The 25,544-nt window shown below is 65.2% G+C and carries 21 protein-coding genes; 6 read left to right on the forward strand and 15 right to left on the reverse strand.

Annotated features, from left to right (window positions below):
• Positions 1-545 (reverse strand): cache domain-containing protein (locus ACLBKS_RS06245; protein WP_410191941.1); only part of this gene is annotated, 545 nt, incomplete at its 3' end.
• Between the two features lie 146 nt (positions 546-691).
• On the opposite strand from ACLBKS_RS06245, the gene ACLBKS_RS06250 reads away from it, so the two are divergent.
• From ACLBKS_RS06250 to acnA, 4 genes are all read left to right on the forward strand, one after another.
• The gene (locus ACLBKS_RS06250) at positions 692-913 is read left to right on the forward strand and encodes a cysteine-rich CWC family protein (RefSeq protein WP_410191942.1); all 222 of its coding nucleotides are present in this window, start codon (positions 692-694) and stop codon (positions 911-913) included.
• An 87-nt stretch (positions 914-1,000) separates the two neighbouring features.
• Positions 1,001-1,357, forward strand: a complete 357-nt coding sequence (locus ACLBKS_RS06255; RefSeq protein ID WP_410191943.1) for a DUF1304 domain-containing protein — start codon at positions 1,001-1,003, stop codon at positions 1,355-1,357.
• A gap of 107 nt (positions 1,358-1,464) precedes the next feature.
• On the forward strand, positions 1,465-2,919 hold the full coding sequence (locus ACLBKS_RS06260) for a diguanylate cyclase domain-containing protein (protein ID WP_410191944.1): 1,455 nt from the start codon (positions 1,465-1,467) through the stop codon (positions 2,917-2,919).
• Between the two features lie 178 nt (positions 2,920-3,097).
• Positions 3,098-5,839 carry an aconitate hydratase AcnA gene (gene acnA, locus ACLBKS_RS06265; protein ID WP_410191945.1) on the forward strand — a complete coding sequence of 914 codons (2,742 nt, stop codon included), beginning with the start codon at positions 3,098-3,100 and terminating at the stop codon, positions 5,837-5,839.
• Between the two features lie 100 nt (positions 5,840-5,939).
• Here the strand turns inward: acnA and fusA are convergent, their stop codons facing one another.
• The 3 genes from fusA to soxR form a co-directional block, all read right to left on the reverse strand.
• Positions 5,940-8,048, reverse strand: a complete 2,109-nt coding sequence (fusA, locus tag ACLBKS_RS06270; protein WP_410191946.1) for an elongation factor G — start codon at positions 8,046-8,048, stop codon at positions 5,940-5,942.
• A 257-nt stretch (positions 8,049-8,305) separates the two neighbouring features.
• The gene (locus ACLBKS_RS06275) at positions 8,306-9,544 is read right to left on the reverse strand and encodes a YbfB/YjiJ family MFS transporter (protein ID WP_410192345.1); all 1,239 of its coding nucleotides are present in this window, start codon (positions 9,542-9,544) and stop codon (positions 8,306-8,308) included.
• 109 nt (positions 9,545-9,653) lie between these two features.
• Complete coding sequence (gene soxR / locus ACLBKS_RS06280) at positions 9,654-10,115, reverse strand: redox-sensitive transcriptional activator SoxR (RefSeq protein ID WP_410191947.1); 462 nt, start codon at positions 10,113-10,115, stop codon at positions 9,654-9,656.
• Between the two features lie 67 nt (positions 10,116-10,182).
• Here soxR and ACLBKS_RS06285 point away from each other — a divergent pair, with 67 nt between their 5' ends.
• Positions 10,183-10,572 carry an ester cyclase gene (locus ACLBKS_RS06285; protein ID WP_410191948.1) on the forward strand — a complete coding sequence of 130 codons (390 nt, stop codon included), beginning with the start codon at positions 10,183-10,185 and terminating at the stop codon, positions 10,570-10,572.
• Here ACLBKS_RS06285 and ACLBKS_RS06290 read toward each other — a convergent pair.
• The 11 genes from ACLBKS_RS06290 to ACLBKS_RS06340 form a co-directional block, all read right to left on the reverse strand.
• Entirely contained in the window at positions 10,562-11,374 is an 813-nt protein-coding gene (locus ACLBKS_RS06290) for a crotonase/enoyl-CoA hydratase family protein (RefSeq protein WP_410191949.1), read from the reverse strand. The two genes, ACLBKS_RS06285 and ACLBKS_RS06290, sit on opposite strands and share 11 nt — an antisense overlap.
• 472 nt (positions 11,375-11,846) lie before the next feature.
• Complete coding sequence (gene panC, locus ACLBKS_RS06295) at positions 11,847-12,686, reverse strand: pantoate--beta-alanine ligase (RefSeq protein WP_410191950.1); 840 nt, start codon at positions 12,684-12,686, stop codon at positions 11,847-11,849.
• A 190-nt stretch (positions 12,687-12,876) separates the two neighbouring features.
• Complete coding sequence (panB, locus tag ACLBKS_RS06300) at positions 12,877-13,791, reverse strand: 3-methyl-2-oxobutanoate hydroxymethyltransferase (protein ID WP_410191951.1); 915 nt, start codon at positions 13,789-13,791, stop codon at positions 12,877-12,879.
• Between the two features lie 86 nt (positions 13,792-13,877).
• Positions 13,878-14,921 carry a biotin synthase BioB gene (gene bioB / locus ACLBKS_RS06305; RefSeq protein WP_410191952.1) on the reverse strand — a complete coding sequence of 348 codons (1,044 nt, stop codon included), beginning with the start codon at positions 14,919-14,921 and terminating at the stop codon, positions 13,878-13,880.
• Between the two features lie 17 nt (positions 14,922-14,938).
• Positions 14,939-16,558, reverse strand: coding sequence for an L-aspartate oxidase (gene nadB, locus ACLBKS_RS06310; protein ID WP_410191953.1), 1,620 nt, complete (start codon positions 16,556-16,558; stop codon positions 14,939-14,941).
• A gap of 93 nt (positions 16,559-16,651) precedes the next feature.
• Entirely contained in the window at positions 16,652-17,521 is an 870-nt protein-coding gene (locus ACLBKS_RS06315; protein ID WP_410191954.1) for a segregation and condensation protein A, read from the reverse strand.
• Positions 17,522-17,548: 27 nt separating this feature from the next.
• On the reverse strand, positions 17,549-17,770 hold the full coding sequence (locus tag ACLBKS_RS06320) for a DUF3460 family protein (protein ID WP_410191955.1): 222 nt from the start codon (positions 17,768-17,770) through the stop codon (positions 17,549-17,551).
• A gap of 123 nt (positions 17,771-17,893) precedes the next feature.
• Positions 17,894-18,760, reverse strand: a complete 867-nt coding sequence (locus ACLBKS_RS06325; RefSeq protein ID WP_410192346.1) for a YoaK family protein — start codon at positions 18,758-18,760, stop codon at positions 17,894-17,896.
• Positions 18,761-19,046: 286 nt separating this feature from the next.
• Positions 19,047-21,179: a methionine--tRNA ligase gene (metG, locus tag ACLBKS_RS06330; protein ID WP_410191956.1), complete on the reverse strand. Its 2,133-nt coding sequence runs from the start codon at positions 21,177-21,179 to the stop codon at positions 19,047-19,049.
• A gap of 122 nt (positions 21,180-21,301) precedes the next feature.
• Complete coding sequence (locus ACLBKS_RS06335) at positions 21,302-22,873, reverse strand: methyl-accepting chemotaxis protein (protein ID WP_410191957.1); 1,572 nt, start codon at positions 22,871-22,873, stop codon at positions 21,302-21,304.
• 112 nt (positions 22,874-22,985) lie between these two features.
• Positions 22,986-24,254, reverse strand: coding sequence for a patatin-like phospholipase family protein (locus tag ACLBKS_RS06340; RefSeq protein WP_410191958.1), 1,269 nt, complete (start codon positions 24,252-24,254; stop codon positions 22,986-22,988).
• Positions 24,255-24,384: 130 nt separating this feature from the next.
• Here ACLBKS_RS06340 and apbC point away from each other — a divergent pair, with 130 nt between their 5' ends.
• Positions 24,385-25,488, forward strand: a complete 1,104-nt coding sequence (gene apbC, locus ACLBKS_RS06345) for an iron-sulfur cluster carrier protein ApbC (protein WP_410191959.1) — start codon at positions 24,385-24,387, stop codon at positions 25,486-25,488.
• Positions 25,489-25,544 lie beyond the last annotated feature (56 nt).

Raw genomic sequence — 25,544 nt, forward strand, 5'->3', positions numbered from 1 at the left:
AGGATGATGGTGTTGCGCCAAAAGGCATTTTGGATGTCGTCGATGTAGTCCCCATAGCCAATGATCCAGTCCCACGGCTCGAACTTGATGATGGCGTACAGCTTCTCGACTTCATCCTTGACGCCAGGCCGCGTGCCCTTGGCCACCGTGGTGCCGATTTCCTTGCCCTGCAAGGCCGCGCGATAGCGCTCGCCCGCGGCGCGGCCCACGTTGGCGTCCACGATACCGACGCGCTTGGGGTTGGGGTGCACGTAGTTCACGTCGTCGGTGTAGCCACGCACGAAGAAGTACTGGTCATTCTTGTGAAAGGCGCCGATCGCGCGCTTGGCTTCCTTTTGAGCGTCCTCTTTTGAGAGCTGACCGGATTTCTCCAATTCGTAGGCTTTCTGGGCCGCCGCGTGGGCCAGCACCACCAGGGTAGACAGCTGGTTGGTGCGCTCTCGAATCATGGACTGGTAGAGCGTGGTCAGCGCCATGGCCGACAGCGTGAGAAGGCCCAGCAGCGCCGCGCCGCACAGCAAGATGATTCGGGTCCGTAGCTTCATGCGCACTCCAACGGTTTATGACGGATTTGTGACACGATACAACAGTTCTTGACCAATCTCGAGGACCACGGGGTCCGCGCCGCCCGATCGCGCCCTGCCGACCGTGTTGACCGCAAGGTAGGATGGCTTCGACCATGATGGCTTTCATGACCACGCCTTTGCCCAATCTGACCTGCCCTCTCTGTGGCGGAGACAACCAATGCGCACCCGCGAACACCGGCAGCTTTCAGGTCGATTGCTGGTGCAGGACGGCACCCGTGCCTTCCGATGCCTTGGCGCGTGTTCCTGCTGAGCAGCGCGGCTTGGCCTGTCTGTGTCCGCGTTGCGCGGGTGCGTGCGAGGGGGCGCCGAGGTCCACCGAAAACTGACCGCGGAGTCTGCTGGCTTGTCAGCGGGTCCCCGTCCGGGCATCTGCGCTAGAGTCTGGGCCTTCCCGTTCTACTCTTGGAGACTCCATGTCTTTCATCGCCGATCTCGTGGTTGCGCTGGTCGCACTGCTGCACGTCTACATCCTTGTGTTGGAAATGTTCCTTTGGGACAAGCCGGCTGGCCGCAAGGCGTTCAACTTGACGCCCGAATTCGCGCAGGCGACCAAGGTGATGGCCGCCAACCAGGGCCTCTACAACGGGTTCCTGGCGGCGGGTCTGTTCTGGGGGCTGACACTGGGTCCGGATGGAACGGGCGTGAAGGCCTTCTTCCTGGCCTGCGTCTTGGTGGCCGGGCTTTACGGCGCGGCCACGGCCAGCCGTAAGATTCTCTTCGTGCAGGGGCTGCCCGGAGCGATTGGCCTGATCTTGCTGGCCCTGGCCTGAGTACCGATCGGAAGTCTTTGGGCGCACCAAATCTTGGTCAGCCCAAAGGCGCGAGGAAGCGTCGTACACTGCAGATGTATCAAATTGTTTCGGCTCTTCCTTTTTCCATGCCTTCCAGCACCGACTTTCAAGGCCTCTTCCAAGCGGCCCCGATCTCACTCTGGCTAGAGGATTACAGCCAGCTCAGGCGACTGTTCGATACCTGGCGCGCTGAGGGCGTCGACGACCTGCAAGCCCATTTGCGGGCCGACCCCGCGCGGTGGAACGAGTGCGTGCGCAGCGTGCGGGTGCTCCAGGTCAACCAGCAGACCCTGTTGTTGTTCGGTGCCGAGACCGAGCAGCAACTGATTGGCGCCTTGGACCGTGTGTTCAGCAATGACATCGAACATGGCATGGCGCGCGAGTTTCAGATGCTTTGGGATGGGGTGCTGGATTTCAGCAATCAGAGCGTGAACTACACGCTGTCGGGCCAGCGGCTCGACATCCTCATTCACGTGAGCGTTCTGCCAGGGCATGAACGCACCTGGGACCGAGTGATGGTCTCCTTGCAAGACATCAGCGCTCCGACGCGGGATCTCCAGCGCCTGCGCTTGAGCGAGCGTTACGCGCGCAGTCTCTTCGAGTTGTCGCCCGTGTCCTTGTGGGTGGAGGATTTCTCCGGCGTCAAGGAATTGATGGATGCCGTGCGGGCCTCGGGCGTTCAGGATTTCCGCACGTTTCTTGATGTGCATCCCGATTTCGTGGGCCGCTGCATGGCCAAGATTCGCGTGCTTGACGTGAACCAGCACACCTTGGCGATGTTCGCGGCCCGTGACAAGGAAGAACTGATCAGCCGGCAGGACGACGTGTTTCGCGACGAGATGAAGGTGTCCTTCGCCGAACAGTTGCTCGACCTTTGGCATGGCAAGCTCCACCAAGTGCGTGAAGTGGTCAATTACGCGCTCGATGGAGAGCTGGTGAACATTCACATGCAGTTCGCCGTCATGCCGGGGCATGAAGCGGGGTGGGACCGGGTGCTGATTTCGCTGGTCGACATCACCGCCCGCCGCAAGGCCGAGGCCTACCTGGAGTACCTGGGCACGCATGATTCCCTCACGCGCCTGCGCAACCGTGCCTTTTACAACGAAGAGCTCAATCGCATGACACGGCGCGGCGTCTGGCCCATGAGCATCGTGGCCATGGACCTCAACGGCTTGAAGCAAGTGAACGACAGCCAAGGCCATGCGGCAGGCGACGCCCTGTTGCGGCGCGTGGGTGAGGTGCTGACCAAGGCGGGCGAGGAACTGCCGGGCATCTGCGTGGCACGCACCGGCGGAGACGAATTCGTGGCCTTGATCCCGGGTGCGGACGAACGCGCTGCGCAGCACCTCATCAGCCGCATCGAGAACATCATGGAACTGAACAACCAGTTCTATCCTGGTCAGAAGCTCAGTCTGTCCATGGGCTACGCGACATGCAAGGCGCCTGCCGAGGTGGAGTCGGCGATCCACCGGGCGGACCAACAGATGTTCCGCAACAAGAAGGACCATTACGCCGAGACAGGCGTTGACCGGCGGCAGTAGTCGCCATTGCCATTGCCATTGCCAATGGCATCGGGCTGCAGAGCCCGCGCGGCTTTCTGGCCGCTGACTCCAGAGGGCGTTGCGCCCGATGATGCTCCTGAAAACCCACGAAGTCGGCGGGCCGAGTCCGACGCTGCCAAAATAGGCTGCATCCCTTCCTCACCAAGGAGCAGCCGCCATGCCGCACGCTTACGCCTCGACCCTGAAGAGCTTCACGACCGCCTCTGGCAAGGCCGGGCAGTTCTACTCGCTGACCGCGCTCGCCAAGCAGTACCCCGCCATCACCCGTCTACCGGTGTCCCTGCGCATCGTGCTGGAGTCGGTGCTGCGCAACTGCGACGGCAAGAAGGTCATGCCCGAACACGTGGCGCAGTTGGCCAACTGGAAGCCCAACGCGCCGCGCACCGATGAAATCCCCTTCGTGGTGTCGCGCGTGGTGCTGCAGGACTTCACCGGCGTGCCGCTGCTGGCCGACCTGGCCGCCATGCGCAGCGTGGCCCAGCGCCTGGGCAAGGACCCCCGCCGCATCGAGCCGTTGGTGCCGGTGGACTTGGTGGTGGATCACTCCATCATGGTGGACCACTACGGCAAGAAGGATTCGCTGGACCTGAACATGCGGCTGGAATTCCAGCGCAACCGCGAGCGCTACGAGTTCATGAAGTGGGGCATGCAGGCCTTCGACACCTTTGGCGTGGTGCCGCCCGGCTTCGGCATCGTGCACCAGGTGAACCTGGAGTACCTGGCGCGTGGCGTGCACCAGAAGAAGGGGGAGAGCAAGAAGGACGCCCCCGTCTACTACCCCGACTCCCTGGTCGGCACCGACAGCCACACCACCATGATCAACGGCATCGGCGTGGTCGGCTGGGGCGTGGGCGGCATCGAGGCCGAGGCCGCCATGCTGGGTCAGCCGGTGTACTTCCTGACGCCCGACGTGGTGGGTTTCGAACTGACTGGGCAGCTGCGCGAAGGGGTGACCGCCACCGACATGGTGTTGACCGTCACCGAAATTCTGCGCAAGCACAAGGTGGTGGGCAAGTTCGTCGAATTCTTCGGCGAGGGCACGCGCACCCTGTCGGTTCCGGACCGCGCCACCATCGCCAACATGGCGCCCGAGTACGGCGCCACCATGGGCTTCTTCCCGGTGGACGAACGCACGGTGGACTACTTCACCGGCACCGGTCGGACTGCGGCCGAGATCGAGCGTTTCGAGGCCTACTTCAAGGCCCAGGGCCTGTTCGGCGTGCCGCGCAGCGGCGAGATCGACTACTCGCAGGTGGTCAAGCTCAACTTGGGTGACGTCACGCCCAGCCTGGCCGGCCCCAAGCGCCCGCAGGATCGCATTGAGCTGGGCAAGGTCAGCAGTCAATTCTCGTCGCTGTACAGCCTGCCGAATTCCGCCAATGGCTTCAACCGCCCGGCCGAGACGCTGGACACCCGTTACCCGGTCAGCACGGGCGGCAGGGAGGTGACGATCGGCAACGGCGACGTGCTGATCGCCGCCATCACCAGTTGCACCAACACCTCCAACCCGAGCGTGCTGCTGGCCGCCGGCCTGCTGGCCAAGAAGGCGGTGGAGGCCGGGCTGAAGGTCCAGCCGCACGTGAAGACTTCGCTGGCGCCTGGTTCGCGCATCGTCACCGAGTACCTGACGGCAACCGGCCTGCTGCCCTATCTGGAGAAACTGGGCTTCGCCCTGGCCGGCTACGGCTGCACCACCTGCATTGGCAATGCCGGTGACCTGACACCTGAGTTGAACGAGGTCATCACCAAGAACGAATTGGTGTGCGCTGCCGTGCTGTCGGGCAACCGCAATTTCGAGGCCCGCATCCACCCCAACCTGAAGGCCAACTTCCTCGCCAGCCCGCCGCTGGTGGTGGCCTACGCCATCGCCGGCAACGTCAAGCGCGACCTGATGACGCAGCCGGTGGGCCAGGGCAAGGGTGGCAAAGATGTCTACCTGGGCGACATCTGGCCCCGCAGCGACGAGATCCACAAGCTGATGAAGTACGCGATGAAGGGCAAGGCCTTCCGCGAGAACTACGCCAAGGTGGCGAGCGAGCCCGGCAAGCTGTGGGAGAAGGTCGCGGGCGTCTCCGGCCAGACCTACACCTGGCCCGCCAGCACCTACATCGCCGAGCCCCCCTTCTTCCAGGATTTCACGCTGTCGCAGGGCGCCAGCACGGCGTCGTCGGTCAAGGGCGCCAAGATCATGGCCCTGTTCGGGGACTCCATCACCACCGACCACATCTCACCGGCGGGGTCCATCAAGGAAAGCGCGCCGGCGGGCATCTGGCTCAAGGCCAACGGCGTGCAGAAAGCCGACTTCAACAGCTACGGCGCGCGCCGCGGCAACCATGACGTGATGATGCGCGGCACCTTCGCCAACGTGCGCATCAAGAACTTGATGCTGCCTGCGGCCGCCGACGGTTCTCGCGAGGAGGGCGGACTCACGCTGTACCAGAACGCAACGGGTCCGGCCGTGAAGATGCCGATCTACGACGCCGCCATGCAGTACATGGCCGCCGGCACGCCCACGGTGATCTTCGCGGGCGAGGAATACGGCACCGGCTCCAGCCGCGACTGGGCCGCCAAGGGCACGCAATTGCTGGGCATCAAGGCCGTGGTGGCCCGCAGCTTCGAGCGCATCCATCGCAGCAACCTGGTCGGCATGGGCGTGCTGCCCTTGCAGTTCAAGGGCAATGATTCCTGGCAGACGCTCGGGTTGACCGGCAACGAGACGATCGACGTGCTGCCTGTGCCCGAGTTGACACCGCAAAGCGATGCCAAGCTCGTCATCACCCGCGCCGACGGCCGCCGCCAGGAAGTGACGGTGACGCTGCGCATCGACACGCCCATCGAGGTGGACTACTACCGCAGCGGTGGCATCCTGCCCTTTGTGTTGCGCCAGTTGTTGGCCTGATCCGCGGGCCTCTTGCAGGCCCTGAAGAACAAAGGCCCCGGTGATGAACCGGGGCCTTTGTCGCGTCAGGCGGTGGGCTGACGCGCGAGACCTTGCGATCTCAGCGGCGTTCGGCCATGACCTTGTCGGCGACTTCGCGCGGCGCCTGCGCGTAGTGTTTGAACTCCATGCTGTAGATGGCCCGGCCCTGGGTCAGCGAGCGCAGCGTGGTCGAGTAGCCGAACATCTCGGCCAGTGGCACTTCGGCGCGCACCCGTTTTCCGCCGCCACCCGGAATGTCTTCCATGCCTTGCACCATGCCCCGGCGTGACGACAGGTCGCCCATCACATTGCCCGTGAAGTCCTCGGGTGTTTCCACCTCCACGGCCATCATGGGCTCCAGCAGCACGGGCGCGGCGCGGCGCATGCCTTCGCGCAACGCCATGCTGCCTGCCATGCGGAAGGCATTCTCGTTCGAGTCCACGTCGTGGTAAGAGCCGAAGGTCAACGTCACCTTGACGTCGACCACCGGGTAACCCGCCAGCACGCCAGACTTGAGCGCCTCCTGCACGCCCTTGTTCACCGCAGGGATGAACTCGCGCGGCACCACGCCACCTTTGATGGCGTCCACGAACGCGTTGCCTTGACCCGGCGCCTGCGGTTCCAGCTTGAGCACCACATGCCCGTACTGGCCCTTGCCGCCGGACTGCTTGACGAACTTGCCTTCCACGTCGGTCACGGTTTGGCGGATTGCCTCGCGGTAGGCCACCTGCGGCTTGCCCACGTTGGCGGCCACGCCGAACTCGCGTTGCATGCGATCCACGAGGATTTCCAGGTGCAGTTCACCCATGCCAGAAATGATGGTCTGGCCGGATTCTTCGTCGGTGTGCACGCGGAAGGACGGGTCCTCCTGCGCCAGACGCGACAGCGCCACGCCCATCTTTTCCTGGTCGGCCTGGGTCTTGGGTTCCACGGCCTGAGAGATCACAGGCTCCGGAAACACCATGCGTTCCAGCACCACCACCTGGGTCGGGTCGCTCAGCGTGTCGCCCGTGGTCACGTCCTTCAGGCCCACGGCGGCCGCGATGTCGCCCGCGTAGACGGCATCGATCTCCTGGCGCTTGTTGGCGTGCATCTGCACGATGCGGCCGATGCGCTCGCGTTTGCCCTTGACCGGGTTGTAGACGGTGTCGCCCGACTTCGCGACACCTGAGTAGACGCGGAAGAACACCAACTGGCCCACGAAGGGGTCGGTCATGATCTTGAAGGCGAGCGCTGAGAAAGGCTCATCGTCCGAAGGATGGCGCTCCACCGTCTTCTCGGGGTCGTGCTCGTCCTGCCCCATGATGGCGGGGATGTCCAGCGGCGAGGGCAGGTAATCGACCACCGCGTCCAGCATGGCTTGCACGCCCTTGTTCTTGAAGGCACTGCCGGCCAGCATGGGCACGATCTCGCCAGCGATGGTGCGCTGGCGCAGGGCGGCCTTGATCTCTTCCTCGGTCAGCGTTTGGCAGTTGAGGTATTTGTCGAGCAGGACTTCGCTGGCCTCGGCCGCAGCTTCGACCATCTTCTCGCGCCACTCGGTGGCAGTCGCGACCAGATCGGCCGGGATGTCGGCATACGTGAAGCGCACACCCTGGCTGGCCTCGTCCCACACGATGGCTTTCATCTTGACCAGGTCGACCACACCCTGGAAACGGTCCTCGGCGCCCACGGGAATCTGGATCGGCACGGCCTTGCCCTTGAGTCGTTCGGTGATCTGTCGCTGCACGCGGAAAAAGTCCGCGCCCACGCGGTCCATCTTGTTCACGAAGGCCAGGCGCGGCACCTTGTACTTGTTGGCCTGGCGCCAGACGGTCTCGCTCTGCGGCTGCACGCCACCCACGGCGTCGTAGACCATCACGGCACCGTCGAGCACGCGCATGCTGCGTTCGACCTCGATGGTGAAATCCACGTGGCCGGGCGTGTCGATGATGTTGATGCGGTGTTCCGTACCCGTGCCAGCCATGCCTTTCCAGAAGGCGGTGGTGGCGGCGGAAGTGATGGTGATGCCGCGTTCCTGTTCCTGCGCCATCCAGTCCATGGTGGCGGCGCCGTCGTGCACTTCACCCAGCTTGTGGTTCACGCCGGTGTAGAAAAGGATGCGTTCGGTGGTCGTGGTCTTGCCCGCGTCAATGTGGGCGCTGATGCCGATGTTGCGGACGTTCTGGATGGGGGTTTTGCGGGACATGATGAAGGCTCACGGAAAGGAGCCGGCCCGCATGACGATGAAAAGCGGCCGGCCCGATGGAAGGGCGAGCCGCGCACGCACGGCTCAGGGGACGAGCAAAACAGGGGTGCGTGCAAGGTGGTACATCGGAATCTCCGCGAAGGGGCGCTATGTTAGAGCCACTGAGATGATGGCGCTGGCGTGCAATTCAAGGCACTGTGGCGGACCCTGTCATCGGGTGGCCCGTGCTTTGGGGGTGTCTGAACTCAGCCACAGTGTCAGCGGGCCGTAGGCAGCGCCCGCTGGCACCCCGCCAACAAGGCGCCGACCCCCAGGGCCGCGGCCGAGAACAGCAAGCCACGCTGCAGACCACCGGCCTCATCGGCGATCCAGCCGACGAGGGTGGGACCAACGATCTGGCCCGCTGCGAAAACGATCGTGAAGGCGCTGATGCCCGCCGACCAGAGGGCGGGCGGCAGGTTGTGGCGCACCATGGCCGTGGTCGATGCCACCGCCGAGAGGAAGCAGGCTCCGAACAGCAGTCCCGAGGCGTAAACGACCCAGGGTGAAGCGGTCCAAGCGGGCAGCAAGGTCGCCAGGCAGAGCAGTCCGTTGAGGAGAGCCAAGGACTGGCCGCCGCGAAACCGGTCGAGCAGGCGGGCCCAGATGCGCGACGAAGCAAAAGTCGCGATGCCCAGCAAGGCAAAAAAGACGGTGGTGCCTCGCGAGGACATGCCCGTTTCCTTGAGCAGCGCGATCACGAAGGTCATGTAGCCGATGTAGCCCAGGCCGAACATCAGGTAGCCCAGCAGGCCGAACTTGAAGGGGCTCGCCTTGAAACCGCCCGTGTTGTGTGACGGCGTCGCTGGCGTGGGGATGTGACGCGTCGGTAGCGCCATGATCACGCTTGCCACCAGCGCCAGCGCGCCGAGCAGCCACCAGGCCCATTGCCAGGGGTGGGGCGCGCCTTGGTGGGCGGCGGCTTGAATCACGGGCGGCAGCAGCAGCGCGGCCGCCACGATGCCGATGCCCGTGCCACCGTAATACAGACCGAGCAGCAAGCCGGCGCGTTGCGCGTGCAGGGCGGCCAGGCGGCTGACCAGCAGCCCCCCCGCGACGAAGAGCACGGCGCTGGTGAGGCCGGTCACCACGCGCAGCGCAAGTTGTGCCGCGGTGTCGGTGACCAACCCGGGCAAGAAAGTCAGCAGGGCCGTGCTGATGGCTCCGAGGATGAGCACGCGGTGCGCCGCGAGTCGGCGCATCAGCAGGGGCGTGGCCAGCGCGCCCAGCAGGTAACCCAAGGCATTGCCGGTGTTCATGCCGCCCGCGACCAAGTAGGACCAGCCCAGGTCCTCGCGCATCGGCGTCAGCAGCAGCGCGTAGGAAAAGCGCGCCACGCCCAGCGCGATGGCCGTGCCCAGCGAGAGAGCCAGGGCAGTCAGGATGGGATGGCGTACGACGAAGGCCCGCTCAACATCAACAACATCAACGGCGCGCGGGGCGGGTGCGGAGGGCATCGGTCGATGGTTCATGGAGGTTGGAGGGTGTGTTCTGGACACACCGCTGACCATCGTAGTGCAGACCTGGCCTCGGCGCAGCCGCAGGCCGAGATGGCCACCGTGATCGTCACTCGGCGATGATCCGGCGTGGCCCGGGGCCCTCCTCGGACAGGCTGTCCAGGGGGTTGCGCAGCTTGCACGCACCCAGAGACAGGCAGCCACAGCCTATGCAGTCGTCCAGCTGGTCTCGCAGCGCCTGCAGCTGGGCGATGCGTGCGTCCAGGTCCTGCTGCCACCCTTTCGACAGCCGCGCCCAGTCGCGCGCGTTCGGTGTGCGCCCTTCAGGCAGGGCGGCGAGCGCGGCGCCGATGTCTTCCAAAGAAATGCCAATGCGCTGCGCCACCTTGATGACGGCCACCCGGCGCAGCACGTCGCGCGCGTATCGGCGCTGGTTGCCCTCGTTGCGCGCGCTGTGAATCAGGCCCCGAGCCTCGTAGAAGTGCAAAGCCGAGACCGCGACGCCCGAGCGCTGGGCGACTTCACCGACCGAAAGCGGACGGCCGATGTCGGCCGGATCGATGGAGGGCATGAAAGTCCTTGACCTGAAGTGAAGTTGAGGTTTTAACCTGCCGGCCTCATCAATGCAAGGAGTACCCATGCCCGACCACCAGGCTGTCATTCGCCAACTGTACGAAGAAGGCTTCAATCAAGGCCGATTGGAATCGCTGGACCCTCTGTGCGCGCCTGATTTCCTGGCCAGCCCAGGAGACAAGGACCTGGCGTCGTTCGTGCAAGGCGTCGCCGCCTTGCGTGTTGGATTTCCCGACGTGCGCTTTGAGATCGAGGACTGCTTCGGCGAGGGCGACAGGGTGGCCGTGCGCTGGCGTTTTGACGCGACGCACGCGGGGCCGTTCCAGGGGCATGCCGCCACGGGCCGGCGCGTGACGCAGACCGCCAATGTGATCTACCAGTTCAAGGACGGCAAGATCTGGCGGGCCTGGATCCAGGTCGATCGCCTGGGGCTGTTGCAGCAGCTCAGTCCTTGAACACCGGCGCGCGCTTGGCCATGTTGGCCGCCATCGCCTCGGTCAGGTCCTGACTCATCAGCATGGCGGCGTTCCAGGTGGCGACGTAGTTCAGGCTGTCGGCCACGCTGTGGTCGCGGGCGTAACTGATCATTTCCTTGGTGCCCCGGATCGACAACGGCGACTTCGTGGCGATGGTCGCGGCGATCTCGCGCACGCCAGCGTACAGGGCCTCGCGGCTGTCGAAGACGCGGTTCACCAGGCCCATCTGGCGCGCTTCCTGCGCCTCGAAGCGGCGGCCGGTGTAGGCCAGTTCGCGGGTGATGCCCTCGCCCACCAGCTTGGGCAGACGCTGCAGCGTGCCCACGTCGGCCGTCATGCCGATGTCGATTTCCTTGATGCTGAAGTAGGCGTCCGAGCTGCAGTAGCGCATGTCCGCGCAAGTGATCAGGTCGATGCCGCCGCCGATGCAGCCACCGTGGATGGCGGCCAGCACTGGCTTGCGGCAGCGCTCCAGGCTGCTCAGCGTGTCCTGCAGGTCCAGGATCAGGCGGCGCAATGCCTCGCGCGAGCGGCCGTCGCAGTCATTGTGGATCTGCGGCGCGACGTCCATCATCATCTGCAGGTCGATGCCCGCGCAGAACAGCTTGCCTTCGCCTTGGAGAACGACAACGCGGGCCTCCGGCGTGCGGTCCACCCATTCGAAGGCCCGGCGGATGTCCTGCCACATCGTGGCGCTCATCGCGTTGGCCTTGTCGGGGCGGTTCAGTCGCACGGTGGCGATGTGGGCGTCGAGCGAGAGGGCGAGGGTTTCCAGCTGCATGGGGACTCCTGATGGGTGTCTTCTGTTTTGGGGAACCTGCATGGCGCGCGAACGCCGGCCTCGGGGCTGCGTCAGCCTCGACCTTGGTGGGCTTGCGACTGCGGCCCAACAAGCCTGCGGCAATTGTCAGTCTTCACCTGGCCGGGTTGTGTCTGCGGCATAACAAGCCCTACGGGCAGTTGTTAGCCGACGACGCAACTTGGAAGTCTTTCAGACTTCCAGGTTGTGGTTACGACTAACAAGCCTGCGGCAATTGTTAGTCTTCACCGTGGCCCGGTTGTGTCTACGGCATAACAAGCCCTACGGGCAGTTGTTAGCCTACGACGCAACTTGGAAGTCTTTCAGACTTCCAAGTTGTGGTTACGACTAACAAGCCTGCGGCAATTGTCAGTCTTCACCGTGGCCGGGTTGTGTCTCCGGCATAACAAGCCCTACGGGCAGTTGTTAGCCTACGACGCAACTTGGAAGTCTTTCAGACTTCCAAGTTGTCAATCAATCGGGTTTTGCCGAGTTTGGCGGCGCCGAGCACGACCAGTTTGTCCGGTCCGAAATCCTCGGGGCCTTTGGGAGGTTGCAGGTCGACGCGGCGGCGCACGGTGAGGTAGTCCGGTTGCCAGCCTCGTCCGCTCAGCGTTTGCAGGGCGTGCAGTTCGATGGCGGCGGTGTTGTGCTCGCCGCGCTGCAGTGCACTGGCCATGCCTTGCAGGGTGCGCGAGAGTTGCACGGCCTCGGCCCGTTCCGCGGTGCTGAGGTAACCGTTGCGCGAGGACAAGGCCAGTCCGTCGGCGGCGCGCCGCGTGGGGCCGGTGACGATCTCGATGGGTAAGGCCATCTGGCTCACCATGCGACGGATCACCATTTGCTGCTGGTAGTCCTTGGCGCCGAACACAGCGTAGCGAGGCTGCACGATGTTGAAGAGCTTGTGCACCACGGTGCAGACGCCCGTGAAGAAGCCGGGGCGGAACTTGCCCTCCAGGATGTCGGCCAAGGCGCTCGGCGGCTGCACGGTGTATCCCTGGGCTTCGGGGTACAGCTCTTTTTCGTCCGGGGCGAACACGATGTCGCAGCCCACGGCTTCGAGCTTGGCGCAGTCCGCTTCCAGCGTCCGCGGGTAGGTGTTGAAGTCCTCGTGCGGCAGGAACTGCAGGCGGTTCACGAAAATGCTGGCCACCGTGACGTCGCCCAGCGGTCGGGCTTGTTCCACCAAGGCCAGATGCCCATCGTGCAGATTGCCCATGGTGGGCACGAAGGCGGGTCGGTCGTGCTGACGCAGCGCGGCGCGCAGCGCGGGAATAGAGTGAATGACTTGCATAAGAGTGTCGATCGCCACAGACTAAGCGGGGGACACCGTGGAACCGGCTTTGCCGGGCCACTGGTGTCGCCCCCTTGAGGGGCTGAGGGTTGCGGCTCCAAGTCTGCCTGCGCAGACTTGGACAACCCGAAGAGCCACGGCCTCAGGGTGTGAGCATTGGGCGCCGCAGGCGCTTCGGGGGGGAGTCATGTCACCAGGCGTGTTGTTCGTTGACCGGGAAGCGACCGTCCTTCACGGCCTTGACGAAGGCTTCCATCGCGCCGCGCACGCTGCCGGCGTCGGCCATGAAGTTGTGGACGAACTTGGGCATCTTGCCCAGGTTCATGCCCAGCATGTCGTGCAGCACCAGCACCTGGCCCGCGCAGTCCACGCCCGCGCCGATGCCGATGGTGGCGCAGCGCGGCAGGGCTTGTGTGATTTCAGCGGACAAGGCCGCGGGGGTCATCTCCAGCACCAGCAGGGTTGCGCCCGCATCCTGCAGTTCCAATGCGTGGCGCTTGAGCGTCTCGCCGGCTTCGCCGCGGCCTTGCACGCGGTAGCCCCCCAGCGCGTGCACGGTCTGGGGCGTGAGGCCGAGGTGGGCGCAGACCGGAATGCCGCGCTCGACCAGAAAACGGGTGGTTTCGGTTGTCCAGCCGCCGCCCTCGAGCTTGACCATGTGCGCGCCCGCCTGCATCAGCACGGTGGCGCTGCGCAGGGCCTGCTCCTTGGACTCATGGTATGTGCCAAACGGCAGGTCGCCGATGACCCAGGCCGTGCCCTGCACGCGGCGGATGCCGCGCGTCACGCTCTCGACGTGGTAGCGCATGGTCTCCAGCGTCACGCCCACGGTGCTGGACAGGCCCTGGCAGACCATGCCCAGCGAGTCACCGATCAGCACGCATTCCACGCCCGCCGCGTCCGCCGTGGCGGCGAAGGTGGCGTCGTAGGCGGTGAGCATGGTGATCTTCTCGCCACGCGCGTGCATCTCGTGCAGGCGGGGCAGGCTCACGGGCTTGCGCGTGGCAGGCGCGCTCGCCGGTGGCAGGGTGCCATAGGGGGATGCTCCGCCGGTGGCGGCGGTGGGGGATGCGCCGGGGTTGTTCGTCGGGGCCGTGCTGCTCACAGTTGTCTCCGGGGGGTCGCGTGAGGCGCGAATGTAGCGCAATCGGCGCGCGGGGGTGAGCCCTCTTGGGCGCGCCGGTTTTTCCCTCAGGTCTTGCCCAGAGGTTGCTGCGCCGCGCGCATGCCCAGGCGCTGCAACAGCTGCTGATCGGCATCGGTGTCCGGGTTGCCGGTGACCAGCAGCTTGTCGCCGTAGAAGATGGAGTTGGCTCCCGCCAGGAAGCAAAGGGCTTGGATGCCGTCACCCATTTGCTGGCGCCCGGCGGAAAGGCGCACGCGTGCCTTGGGCATGGTGATGCGCGCCACGGCGATGGTGCGCACGAAATCGAAGGGGTCCAGCGGGGCTTGGTCGGCCAGCGGCGTGCCCTCGACGCGTACCAGGTTGTTGATCGGCACCGATTCGGGATAGGGGTCGAGATTCGCCAGCTCGGCGATCAGCCCGGCACGGTGCCGCACGGTTTCGCCCATGCCCACGATGCCACCCGAGCAGATCTTGACCCCAGCCTGGCGCACGCGAGCCAGGGTGTCCAGCCGATCCTGGTAGTCGCGCGTGCTGATGATGTCGCCGTAGAAGTCGGGTGCGGTGTCCAGGTTGTGGTTGTAGTAGTCCAGACCGGCGTCGCGCAGCTGTTCGGCGTGGCCGTCTTCCAGCATCCCCAGCGTGGCGCAGGTCTCCAGACCCAAATCCTTGACGCCGCGCACCAGTTCGGCGATTTTCTCCACGTCGCGGTCCTTGGGCGCGCGCCAGGCCGCGCCCATGCAGAAGCGCGTGGCGCCGGCGTCCTTGGCGCGCTGGGCGGCGAACAGCACCTCCTGCAACTCCATCAGCTTGCTGGCTTTCACGCCGGTTTCATAGGAAGCCGATTGCGGGCAGTAACCGCAGTCCTCGGGACAGCCGCCGGTCTTGACCGAGAGCAAGGTGGCGAACTCGACCTGCGTGGGGTCGAAGTGTTCGCGGTGCACGGTCTGGGCACGGTGCAGCAGCTCGGGAAACGGCAAATGGAACAGGGCTTCGATGGCGTCCACGCTCCAGCGCTCGGCCTTGGGATGGGCCGGCGCCTGGGCTTTCGGCTTGTGCAGGGTGATGGTCTGCGTGACCACCGCATGTTCGGTCGTGGAAGGGGCGTTCATGGAGGTGTCTCGGGCAATCAGGAGGAAGGCGTGAGAAAGGTCGGCTTGGCCTCGGGCAGCAGTGCGGGATAGTCGCGGCTGTAGTGCAGTCCCCGGCTTTCATGGCGAGCCTGCGCGCTGCGCACGATCAGTTCTGCCACTTGCACGAGGTTGCGCAGTTCCAGCAGGTCGCGCGTGACATGAAAACTGGAATAGAACTCTTGAATCTCTGAGTTCAGCAGGTCGATCCGGTGGGCGGCCCGTTCCAGCCGCTTGTTGGTGCGAACGATGCCCACGTAGTCCCACATGAAGCGGCGCAGTTCGTCCCAGTTGTGCGAGATCACCACCGACTCGTCGGCGTCCGTCACGCGGCTGTCGTCCCAGGCCGGCAGGGCGGGGGGCGGCGCGGCCGGGTCCGCGCGGATCGCGTCGGCTGCGGCGCGTGCGTAGACCATGCACTCCACCAGCGAGTTGCTGGCCAGGCGATTGGCGCCGTGCAGGCCGGTGTAGGCCGTCTCGCCGATGGCATAGAGGCCAGACAAATCGGTGCGGCCACCCAGGTCCGTCACCACGCCGCCGCAGGTGAAGTGGGCGGCGGGCACAACGGGAATCCAGTCCTTGGCCATGTCGATGCCCAGCTCCAGGCAGCGGGCATAGATGTTGGGGAAATGTTCCTGAAGGAAGGCCTTGGGTTTGTGCGTGATGTCCAGGTAGACGCAGTCGACGCCGTGCCTCTTCATCTCGTAGTCGATGGAGCGCGCCACGATGTCGCGCGTGGCCAGCTCGGCGCGTGGATCGTGCTCGGGCATGAAGCGCCTGCCGCCCGCTTCCGGCGGCAGGCGCAGCAGGGCGCCCTCACCGCGCACCGCCTCGCTGATCAGGAAGCTCTTGGCGTGCGGGTGGTAGAGGCAGGTCGGATGGAATTGGATGAACTCCATGTTCCCCACGCGGCAGCCCGCGCGCCAGGCGGCCGCGATGCCATCGCCGGTGGAGGTGTCCGGGTTGGTGGTGTAGAGGTAAACCTTGCCCGCGCCGCCCGTGGCCAGGATGGTGTGCGGGGCGGCGAAGCTTTCGACCGTGTCCGTCGCCTCATTCAGCGCGTACAGGCCCAGGCAGCGGTTCTCGTCGGGCCGGCCAGCGCGCACGGCAGCTTGCGCATCCAGTTTCTTGCTGGTGATCAGGTCCACCAGCACATGGTGTTCAAACAAGGTGATGTTGGGCTGCATGCGCACCTTGGTGCGCAGCGTGGCTTGCACGGCCGCGCCCGTGGCGTCGGTGACGTGAACGATGCGGCGCTCGCTGTGGCCGCCTTCGCGGGTGAGGTGCAGGTGACCGTCCTCGCGTGAGAAGGGCACGCCCAGTTCCTGCAGCCAATGGATGTTCTCGGCCGCATGCTCGACCACGAAGCGCGTGGCCTCAGGATCGCACAGGCCCGCGCCAGCGACCAGGGTGTCGTCCACGTGCTGCTCCAATGTGTCGCCTTCGCCCAGCACGGCCGCGATGCCGCCCTGGGCCCAGCCGCTGGAGCCATCGCTGAGCTCGCGCTTGGTGATCACGGCCACGCGGTGCGTGGGCGCCAAGTGCAGGGCGGCGGACAGGCCTGCCAGGCCGCTGCCCACGATGAGAACGTCGAAGGAATGGTGCGTGGGAGAAGTCACGGGCGGCTCACGAGGAGGAATCGGGAGGGGCGGGCGCGGGGCAGGCCGGGCCAGGAGAATGAGGGCCGACTATAGACGAGGCCAGCGAGGGCCTCAGGTCGGCGTGTAGCTCAGGCGCACGTAGATGGGGGCATAGGCCTCGGCCTGGGTGATCTCGATCAGACTTTCCTTGGCCAGTTCCAGCAGCGCGATGAAGGTCACGACCAGCACGGGCACACCTTGCGCTGGGTTGAAGAGTTTCTCGAACTCGACGAACTTGCGACCCTGCAAGGTCTTGAGCACGATGCTCATGTGCTCGCGCACGGACAGCTCTTCGCGCGTGATCTTGTGGTGTTGGACCAGCTTGGCCCGCTTGAGGATGTCCGCCCAAGCGCCCTGCAGATCGACGATGTGCACGTCGGGGAAGCGCGGCTGCATCGATTGCTCGATGTACACCTGCGCCTTGAGGAAGTCGCGGCCGTAATGTGGCAACTCGCCCAGGCGCGCGGCGGCGAGCTTGATTTGCTCATATTCGAGCAGGCGGCGCACCAGCTCGGCGCGTGGGTCCTCGGCTTCTTCACCCTCGGCCGTCTTCTTGGGCGGCAGCAGCATGCGCGACTTGATCTCGATCAGCATCGCGGCCATCAGCAGGTACTCGGCGGCCAATTCCAGGTTGCGGGTGCGCACCTCGTCGACATAGCTCAGGTACTGGCGCGTGACCGCCGCCATCGGGATGTCGAGGATGTTGAAGTTCTGCTTGCGGATCAGGTAGAGCAGCAGGTCCAGCGGGCCTTCGAAGGCCTCGAGGAACACTTCCAGCGCATCGGGCGGGATGTAGAGATCCTGCGGCAGCTGGAACAGCGGCTCGCCGTAGAGACGCGCCACGGCGACGTGGTCCACCACCTCCGGCATGCCGGACTCGGTAGCCAAAAGGTCGCCGCTCTCCTCCAGGGAATTGGAGGCGCTGGTCTGGGGTTCGCTCATGCGGGGCGCAGCCCGGTCACAGGCCGCTCAACGCGCCTGCTGCGGGGTGTCGCTGGTCTGGTAGACGTAGGGCTTTTGCGCCACGCGCGCGGCCTGATAACCCTGCCAGGCCTGGGCGTCCACGGATTTGTCCCACAGCAGGGCACGGCCCTCGCGTTGCTGCGCTTCCAGCTCGGGCTTCTCGGCCTTGAGCTTCTGGATGAACTGGGTGGCTTCGGACTTGTAGTCGGGATAGCGGAACAGATGCATGACGGGCACACCGGAAGGGGGAGGCGGCCATTTTAGCGGGCCCCGGCGGGCCATTTGGAACCTCTGGCCACTTGCGCGACTTGCGCGGCCGACCGGTGGCGCCCTGCCCCGTCGCGACCGTCGTCAAGGGCCCAGGTCATCGGCACGGGCAAGGCCCGTGCCCGTGCGCGAGGGCGGGTCTGGACGCAGCAGCTCGGAGGCCTGCCATTCCGTTTGCGCGGGAGGGGCCCAATGGCCGTGCCGCAGGTCATGCAGCAGGGGCCCGGCCACCACCAAAAGCAACAACGCGACCAGGGGCAGGGTCGTGGCGTACCCCCAATATTTGAAGCCCAGCGCACCCATCACGCCGCCCAGCAAAAACGCGGTCACCAGCAACAGGTGCATGCGCAGCTTGAGCCGGTTGACCCGCACCCGCCCCGGTATGGGGGAGCGATTGGGATAGACCAGCTTGCCCAATTCGATGCCGATGTCCGTCACCAGGCCGGTGACATGGGTGGTGCGAATCTCGGCATGCGAGATCTTGGTGATGACCGCGTTTTGCAGGCCCATCAGGTAGCACAGCAGCAGCACCGTCAGCGGCGTGAACAGGCTGGCTTGCGCCCAGGGCCAAGCCTGCAAACTCGCGCCAAAGACGCCGAAGACCAGCAACAGCCCGGCTTCCAGCAGCAGCGGGCGCGCGTAGGCGCTGCGCAAGTGGCGGCGGCGTGACCAATTGACCATCAGGGACGTGGTCATGGCCCCGGCGATGAAGGCGCCCAAGGCGGCGAGGCTGGCCAGTACCAGTGCCAGCTGGCCCAGCACCAAGTGGTCCGCGATGGAGGAGACCATCCCCGTGACGTGGGAGGTGTATTGACCAATCGCGAGGAACCCGCCCGCGTTGGCCGCTCCAGCGATGAAGCACAGGCACAACCCCAAGCGCAGGTTCAGGCTGGGGGAGCGGTGGATGTCAGTCCACCAGAACGGCAAATGGGCGGGCCGGGGCTGGGGCATGCGACGCGGCGCCATGGGCAGCAACATGGCGGTCAAGCGTGCCATCGAGTTTATGACACGGGATGGCCTGTTTCCCAGCCTATCTCCAGCCTCTGGCGCAGATTGCTTGCGAACGATTCGCGTGCACTATTTCACAGCCCTGGAAAGCCCCCCCTTTGTGGGGATGGTCAGGGCGAGCTGGCTTGGTTACATTTACACCAGCTGCTGTCACACGGCTAAATCAGGTGAACGGGGCATACCAGTGATCCGGTATGCCCCGTTTTCTTCGTCCGCTGTCCGGCGCGGATCAGCGCACCCGCATGCCGGGCTGGGCGCCAGGCCAAGGGTTCAGCACATGGATGCCGGGCTGGGCCTTTTCATCCGCATGGCTGGCGGCCAGCACCATGCCTTCGCTGACGCCGAACTTCATCTTGCGCGGCGCCAGGTTGGCCACCATCACGGTCAGCTTGCCGACCAGGTCTTCCGGCTTGTAGGCACTGGCGATCCCCGAAAACACATTCCGCATCCGGCCCTCGCCCACGTCCAGCGTCAGGCGCAGCAACTTGGTCGAGCCTTCCACCGCTTCGCAGTTCACGATCTGGGCGATGCGCAGGTCAATCTTGGCGAAGTCGTCGATGGTGATGGTGTCGGCGATGGCCTCGCCGCCCGGCAGGGTGGCATCTCCCATCGCACCTGACGGGGTGACGTTCGCATTCGCGCTTGGCGCGGTCGATGCGGCGGCCGCTTGGTTTTTTGCTTCAGTCACGGTCGGGGTTCCCGCGGGCGGTTCAAACAAGGCGTCCAGCAGCTTGGGGTCCACGCGTTGCATCAGGTGCTGGTAGGGCTGGATGGCCGCGACGGTCTGCTGAGCGTCCCAACGTGCCAGATCGAGGCCGGTCAGCGCTTCCACCTGGCGGGCCAGTGCGGGCAGCACCGGTGCGAGGTAACGCGTGAGCGCGGCGAAGGCATTGACCAGCACCGAGCAGACCTGGTGCAGGCGGGCGTCGTTGGCCGGATCCTTGGCGAGTTCCCACGGTTTGTGTTCGTCGGTGTAGCCGTTCACGCGGTCGGCCAGCGCCATGATGTCGCGCAGGGCCTTGCCGTAATCGCGGCCGTCGTAGAGCGCCGCCAGCGTGGGCGCGGCGGCATGGATGTCCTGCAGCAGTGCCGCGCCCTGGGCGTCGAAGCTCTGCGTGAGCTGTCCACCAAAACGCTTGGACAGGAAACCCGCCGCGCGCGAGACGATGTTGACGTACTTGCCGATCAGGTCGCTGTTGACCCGCAGCATGAAGTCCTCGCGGTTGAAATCGATGTCCTCGTTCTTGCCCGAAAGCTTGGCCGCGAGGTAATAACGCAGCCATTCGGGGTTCATGCCCAGCGACAGGTACTTGAGCGGGTCCAGGCCGGTGCCACGGCTCTTGCTCATCTTCTCGCCGTTGTTGACGGTCAGGAAGCCGTGCACATTGACTTGGTTGGGCGTCTTGCGGCCGCTGAAATGCAGCATGGCAGGCCAGAACAGGGTGTGGAAGTACACGATGTCCTTGCCGATGAAGTGCACCTGCTCGACCGCCGGGTCGGCGATGTACTGGTCGTAGTCAACGCCGATCTTGCCCAGGTAGTTCTTGAGCGAGGCCAGGTAGCCCACGGGTGCGTCCAGCCAGACGTAGAAGTACTTGCCCGGCGCGTCGGGGATCTCGATGCCGAAATAAGGCGCGTCGCGCGAGATGTCCCAGTCGCTCAGACCTTGATTGCCCTGCTCATCCTTGGCGAACCATTCCTTGATCTTGTTGGCGACCTCGGTCTGCAATTTGCCGTCTTGCGTCCATTGCTCCAGGAACGCGACGCAGCGCGGGTCGGAGAGCTTGAAGAAAAAATGCTCGGAGCTCTTGAGCACCGGCGTCGCGCCCGACAAGGCGGAATAGGGGTTCTTCAGCTCGGTCGGCGCGTACACCGCGCCGCAAACTTCGCAGCTGTCGCCGTACTGATCCTTGGCGCCGCACTTCGGGCATTCGCCCTTGATGAAGCGGTCCGGCAGGAACATGCTTTTCTGCGGGTCGTAGAACTGCTCAATCGTTTTGGTCGCGATCAGGCCCGCGGCCTTGAGGTCGCGGTAGATGGCTTGCGAAAGCGCGTGGTTCTCGGGGCTGTCGGTGCTGCTCCAGTTGTCGAAGGCGATGTGAAAGCCATCGAGGTAGGGCTTGCGGCCGGCGGCGATGTCAGCCACGAAAGCTTGCGGCGTCTTGCCCGCTTTTTCGGCGGCGATCATGATGGGCGCGCCGTGGGCGTCGTCCGCGCCGACGAAATGCACCTCATGCCCCCGCATGCGCTGGAACCGCACCCAGATGTCGGCCTGGATGTACTCCATGATGTGGCCGATGTGGAAGTTGCCGTTGGCGTACGGCAGGGCGGTGGTGACGAAAAGCTTGCGGGGCATGGGCATCCTTGGGGGCGTTCCTCGGCGGGGAACCAGCGATTTTATCGGGCCGGCCCTTCGGCCTGCTCATCCCTTTCACAGCGCCCGGGGTGCATGGTCCCTGTCAGGGGCGGCCCTCAGGCCGGAACTCAACCGGGTAGCGCCAGGCGGCTTTCGCGCCCCGCGAGGGCGGTTGGCGCCGTGCCGGGCAGACTGGCCAGCGGTGCGCTTGTGGACAGTCGGAAGGCGCCGATGGCCTGGGACAACACCCTGGCTTGCTGCTCCAGCGCGGCTGCGGCCGACGCAGACTCCTCGACCAAGGCGGCATTTTGCTGCGTGGTGGCGTCGATCTGCGCCATTGCCCGGTTGGACTGACCGATGTCTTGGTGCTGCTGTCGGCTCGCCTGGGCGATGCGGGCCATCAGCGTGCGCATCTCCTCCACGTTCGTCACCATCTCCTGCATCGCCGTGTTGGCGGAGTTGACCAGGGTCGCGCCATGGTCGGCCTGGGCCACGCTGCCGGTGATGAGTTCTCGGATTTCCTTGGCTGCCGAGCCACTGCGACCCGCCAGCGCACGCACCTCGCCCGCCACGACCGCGAAACCGCGGCCCTGCTCACCGGCCCGCGCAGCCTCGACGGCGGCGTTGAGCGCGAGCAGGTTGGTCTGGAAGGCGATGCCTTCGATCACGTTGATGATCTCGAACATCTTCTTGGACGAGCGGTTGATTTCGGCCATGCTTTGCGTGACCGAGGCCATGGTCTCGCCGTTTTGCCGCACGATGTCCTTGGCGCTCTCGGTCAGGCCTTGGGCCTGACCGGTGTGCGCGACCGTTTCCTCGATCACGCCGCCCAACTGCTCCAGCGCCGCGCGGGTTTCCTCCAACGCGGCGGCTTGCTGCATGGTGCGCTCCGACAGATGCCGTCCACCGCCCACGATCTGTCCGGCGGCGCCGTGGATTTCCGTCGCGCTCACGCGGATCTTGTCGATCATGCCGTGCAGTCCGTGCACGACCGAGGCCAGCACCCGGGTCAGTTCACCCAATTCGTCCTTGCGATCGCTGCTCAGGCGCACGGTCAGATCGCCATCGGCGACTCGGCGCCCGGCTTGAAGGGCATCGTGCAACGGGTGCACGATCTGGCGCGCGATGAGCAGGGCCAAGACCAGACCAGCCGCCAGGGAGACCAGCGTGGTCAGGCCCAGCATCCAGTTGGCGGTGACGCTCGCGCCCTCCAGGCGCGCTTCTTCCTCCGCGTAATGGAGGTTGATCTCGTTTTGCAGGTCGAGCATGCGGGTGTTGAGTGCGCGCAAGCCCGACGTGATCCGGGCTTCGTCTCCCAGGCTCAGTGTGTGCGCATGTTCCGTTGCGTAGTCGCGCAACCGCGCGCTCAGGGCGCTGACCCAGGTGCTGTCCGCGTCGGTCCAGCCCTGGCCGGCGCTGATCTCCGCCTTGATGTCTTGCAGTGCCTGTTCAATTTGCCGCACGGCCTCGGCGTGCGGCGCGAGGTGGGCGCGGTCGCGGTCCAGCGCATAGGAGAAATTGGCGTCGCGGGCGGCCACGGTTTGGTCGTACATGCCGCCATACACCTTCAGGCGGCGCATGGATTCCTTGGACGCGGCCAGGCCAAAAAAACCCGAAGAGGCGATCAGCACGCTCAGGCCCAGCAGCAGACCAAAGCCCAGGAACAGTTTGACGGTGACTGACAGGTTTTTGAGTGACATGGTTCGGGCGGCTGGCGAGGGCGGAAAAGTGGTGAAGGGCAAAGGAGCGGTGAGGGAGGGGGGGAGCCGTGTCGTGGCCGCGCGGCATCCGTCGTGGCGGTTGAAAGCCGTCTCAAGTCCAGCCAAAGAATTTGCGGATGGCGTCTTCCTGTCGCAGCGCGTCCTTGTGGCCCAAGGCCATCAGTTCGCGGGTGAAGGCGGCTTCGAACAGCAAATAACTCGTGAGCGCGCCGCTGTTGGCGCTGACCTTGCCTTGCTCGGCCGTGGGCGCGGCCCCCAGGGCCCCCAGCAGCGCGCGCACCATGTGCGGCAGATCTTGGGTGTGCTCGGCGGCGATCCGGTCGATGCGCTCGGAGGGAGAGATCACCAGCAACTCGACCGGCCTCAGGCTGCTCGCCTTGCGCGCCTCGGTCGGGATCAGGCTCAAGGTCTGGTTGATGCGCAGGATGCGTTCAATGTCCACCGCCAGCGAGTCCAGGAAGATGCTGGACATCGCATGGCCCGCGATCTGCGCGAGCGAGGGGTAACTCAAGGCCGGCGACGAAATCATCGTGTCGGCGGGTTCGCTCATGCGGCCCGCGCCGATGACAAGGATGCGCTCCGAGCCCAAATGGATGGCCGGTGCGATCGGCGCCGTCTGCCGCATGGAGCCGTCACCGAAGTATTCGATGTTGTCGTGGATGGGCAGGGGTTGGGCCGGAAAGATGAAGGGAATGGCCGACGACGCCAGCAGGTGCTCGCGGGTGATGGGCGCGCGCACGGCCAGACGCTGCGAACGCATCCAGGGTTGGAGGTGCTCCGCCCCTTCGAAAAATGTGACGTGGTTGCCCGAGCTGTAGCTGGAGGCGGTGATGGCCAGGGCCTGCAAATGGCCGTTGGCGATCAGCCCAGGCAGGCGCTCCAAGGGAATCATGCGGTTGAGCAGTTCCGCCAGCGGGCTGTTGTCCAGCAACGAGCGCGGTTTGATGCGCCGCCAGCGCGCCACCATCCAGCCCATGGAGATCAGGCTCATCCAGCGCGCACCCGTGCGCAGCACGCTCAGGGTGTCCGCGCCATAGACCTGCCCGGCTTCGAAATGCGACCACACCCGCGACAGCCGGGTCACGGCCAGGCGAAAGTCGTCCGCGCTGCAAGCCAGTGCGGCGGCGTTGATGGCCCCGGCCGAGGTGCCAGTGATGATGGAAAAGGGGCTGGGCTGGGGCGCGTTTTGGGGTGATCCGGGCGGCGGAGGCTGGTGCTTGCGGCGCAACTCGACGATGGCCTGCAGTACGCCTACCTGGTAGGCGGCGCGAGCGCCGCCACCGGTCAGTAACAGGCCCACGGAGGGCGAACCGCTGGAGGGAAGGGCGTTGTTCTTGTCGGGGCTATGCACGTCAGCCATGGACACGCATTATGCGAGGCCGGGAAAACGATGGGAACAGGATGAGCAGGTCCGCAGCGCGCCGCCCGGACTGGCCCTAGACTACAGCCCTTTCCGAGACACCCGCCGCGAGGCGCAACCAAGCAAGAACATGGCAGTGACAGAACAGGCCGTCCAGCAGGCCTTGCAACAAGTGGCCGACCCCAACACGGGCAAGGATTTCGTGTCGGGCAAGCAAGTCAGGAACCTCGCCATCAGCGCAGGTGCACAGGGCAGCGATGTGTCCTTCGACATCGAACTCGCGTACCCGGCCAAAAGCCAGCATCCGGCCCTGCGTGCCGCGCTGATCGCCGCCGTGCGCCGTGTCGAGGGCGTGAGCAACGTCTCCGTCAACATTCAGACCAAGGTCGTGGCGCACGCGGTCCAGCGCGGCGTGCAGCTGCTGCCTGGCGTGCGCAACATCGTGGCCGTGGCCTCGGGCAAGGGCGGCGTGGGCAAGAGCACCACGGCAGCCAACCTGGCGCTGGCCCTGGCCGCCGAGGGCGCGCGCGTGGGCCTGCTGGACGCCGACATCTACGGCCCCAGCCAGACCATGATGATGGGCGTCTCGGGCCGGCCAGAGAGCACGGACGGCAAGACCATGAACCCCATGCAGAACCACGGCGTGCAGGTGATGTCCATCGGTCTGCTGGTCGACCCAGACCAGGCCATGGTCTGGCGCGGCCCCATGGCTACCCAGGCGCTGGAGCAGATGCTGCGCCAGACCAACTGGAATGACCTGGATTACCTCATCGTCGACATGCCGCCCGGCACGGGTGACATCCAGCTGACCTTGTCGCAACGCGTGCCGGTGACCGGCGCCGTCATCGTGACCACGCCCCAGGACATCGCCCTGCTGGATGCCAAGAAGGGCGTGTCCATGTTCGAGAAGGTCGGCGTGCCCATCCTGGGCCTGGTCGAGAACATGGCCGTGCACGTTTGCAGCAACTGCGGGCACATCGAGCACATCTTTGGCGTGGATGGTGGCAAGCGCATGGCGGCGGAGCAAGGCATGCCCTACCTGGGCGCACTGCCCCTGAGCATGCAGATCCGCATCCAGGCCGACAGTGGCAAGCCCACGGTGGTGGCCGACCCCGACAGCGAGGTCGCGGGCATCTACAAGAACGTGGCTCGCCAGGTGGCGCTGGCCATCGCGGCGCGCAACAAGGATTACTCGGCCAAGTTCCCTGGCATCACGATTTCCAAGGACACTTGAGCTTGGGCCGGGCCGTCCCGGGCTCTTGGTATTTCGCCTGCCGCGGGATGACCGGC

Source organism: Hylemonella sp. W303a (assembly GCF_046452315.1).
Taxonomy (GTDB): Bacteria; Pseudomonadota; Gammaproteobacteria; order Burkholderiales; family Burkholderiaceae_C; genus Hylemonella.

Excerpts from the sequence above, each read along its gene's own strand:
- ACLBKS_RS06250 (WP_410191942.1), top strand. The coding sequence starts at position 692 with ATGACCACGCCTTTGCCCAATCTGACCTGCCCTCTCTGTGGCGGAGAC.
- ACLBKS_RS06255 (WP_410191943.1), top strand. The coding sequence starts at position 1,001 with ATGTCTTTCATCGCCGATCTCGTGGTTGCGCTGGTCGCACTGCTGCAC.
- ACLBKS_RS06260 (WP_410191944.1), top strand. The coding sequence starts at position 1,465 with ATGCCTTCCAGCACCGACTTTCAAGGCCTCTTCCAAGCGGCCCCGATC.
- acnA (WP_410191945.1), top strand. The coding sequence starts at position 3,098 with ATGCCGCACGCTTACGCCTCGACCCTGAAGAGCTTCACGACCGCCTCT.
- fusA (WP_410191946.1), bottom strand. The coding sequence starts at position 8,048 with ATGTCCCGCAAAACCCCCATCCAGAACGTCCGCAACATCGGCATCAGC.
- ACLBKS_RS06275 (WP_410192345.1), bottom strand. The coding sequence starts at position 9,544 with ATGCCCTCCGCACCCGCCCCGCGCGCCGTTGATGTTGTTGATGTTGAG.
- soxR (WP_410191947.1), bottom strand. The coding sequence starts at position 10,115 with ATGCCCTCCATCGATCCGGCCGACATCGGCCGTCCGCTTTCGGTCGGT.
- ACLBKS_RS06285 (WP_410191948.1), top strand. The coding sequence starts at position 10,183 with ATGCCCGACCACCAGGCTGTCATTCGCCAACTGTACGAAGAAGGCTTC.
- ACLBKS_RS06290 (WP_410191949.1), bottom strand. The coding sequence starts at position 11,374 with ATGCAGCTGGAAACCCTCGCCCTCTCGCTCGACGCCCACATCGCCACC.
- panC (WP_410191950.1), bottom strand. The coding sequence starts at position 12,686 with ATGCAAGTCATTCACTCTATTCCCGCGCTGCGCGCCGCGCTGCGTCAG.
- bioB (WP_410191952.1), bottom strand. The coding sequence starts at position 14,921 with ATGAACGCCCCTTCCACGACCGAACATGCGGTGGTCACGCAGACCATC.
- ACLBKS_RS06315 (WP_410191954.1), bottom strand. The coding sequence starts at position 17,521 with ATGAGCGAACCCCAGACCAGCGCCTCCAATTCCCTGGAGGAGAGCGGC.
- ACLBKS_RS06320 (WP_410191955.1), bottom strand. The coding sequence starts at position 17,770 with ATGCATCTGTTCCGCTATCCCGACTACAAGTCCGAAGCCACCCAGTTC.
- ACLBKS_RS06325 (WP_410192346.1), bottom strand. The coding sequence starts at position 18,760 with ATGCCCCAGCCCCGGCCCGCCCATTTGCCGTTCTGGTGGACTGACATC.
- metG (WP_410191956.1), bottom strand. The coding sequence starts at position 21,179 with ATGCCCATGCCCCGCAAGCTTTTCGTCACCACCGCCCTGCCGTACGCC.
- ACLBKS_RS06335 (WP_410191957.1), bottom strand. The coding sequence starts at position 22,873 with ATGTCACTCAAAAACCTGTCAGTCACCGTCAAACTGTTCCTGGGCTTT.
- ACLBKS_RS06340 (WP_410191958.1), bottom strand. The coding sequence starts at position 24,254 with ATGGCTGACGTGCATAGCCCCGACAAGAACAACGCCCTTCCCTCCAGC.
- apbC (WP_410191959.1), top strand. The coding sequence starts at position 24,385 with ATGGCAGTGACAGAACAGGCCGTCCAGCAGGCCTTGCAACAAGTGGCC.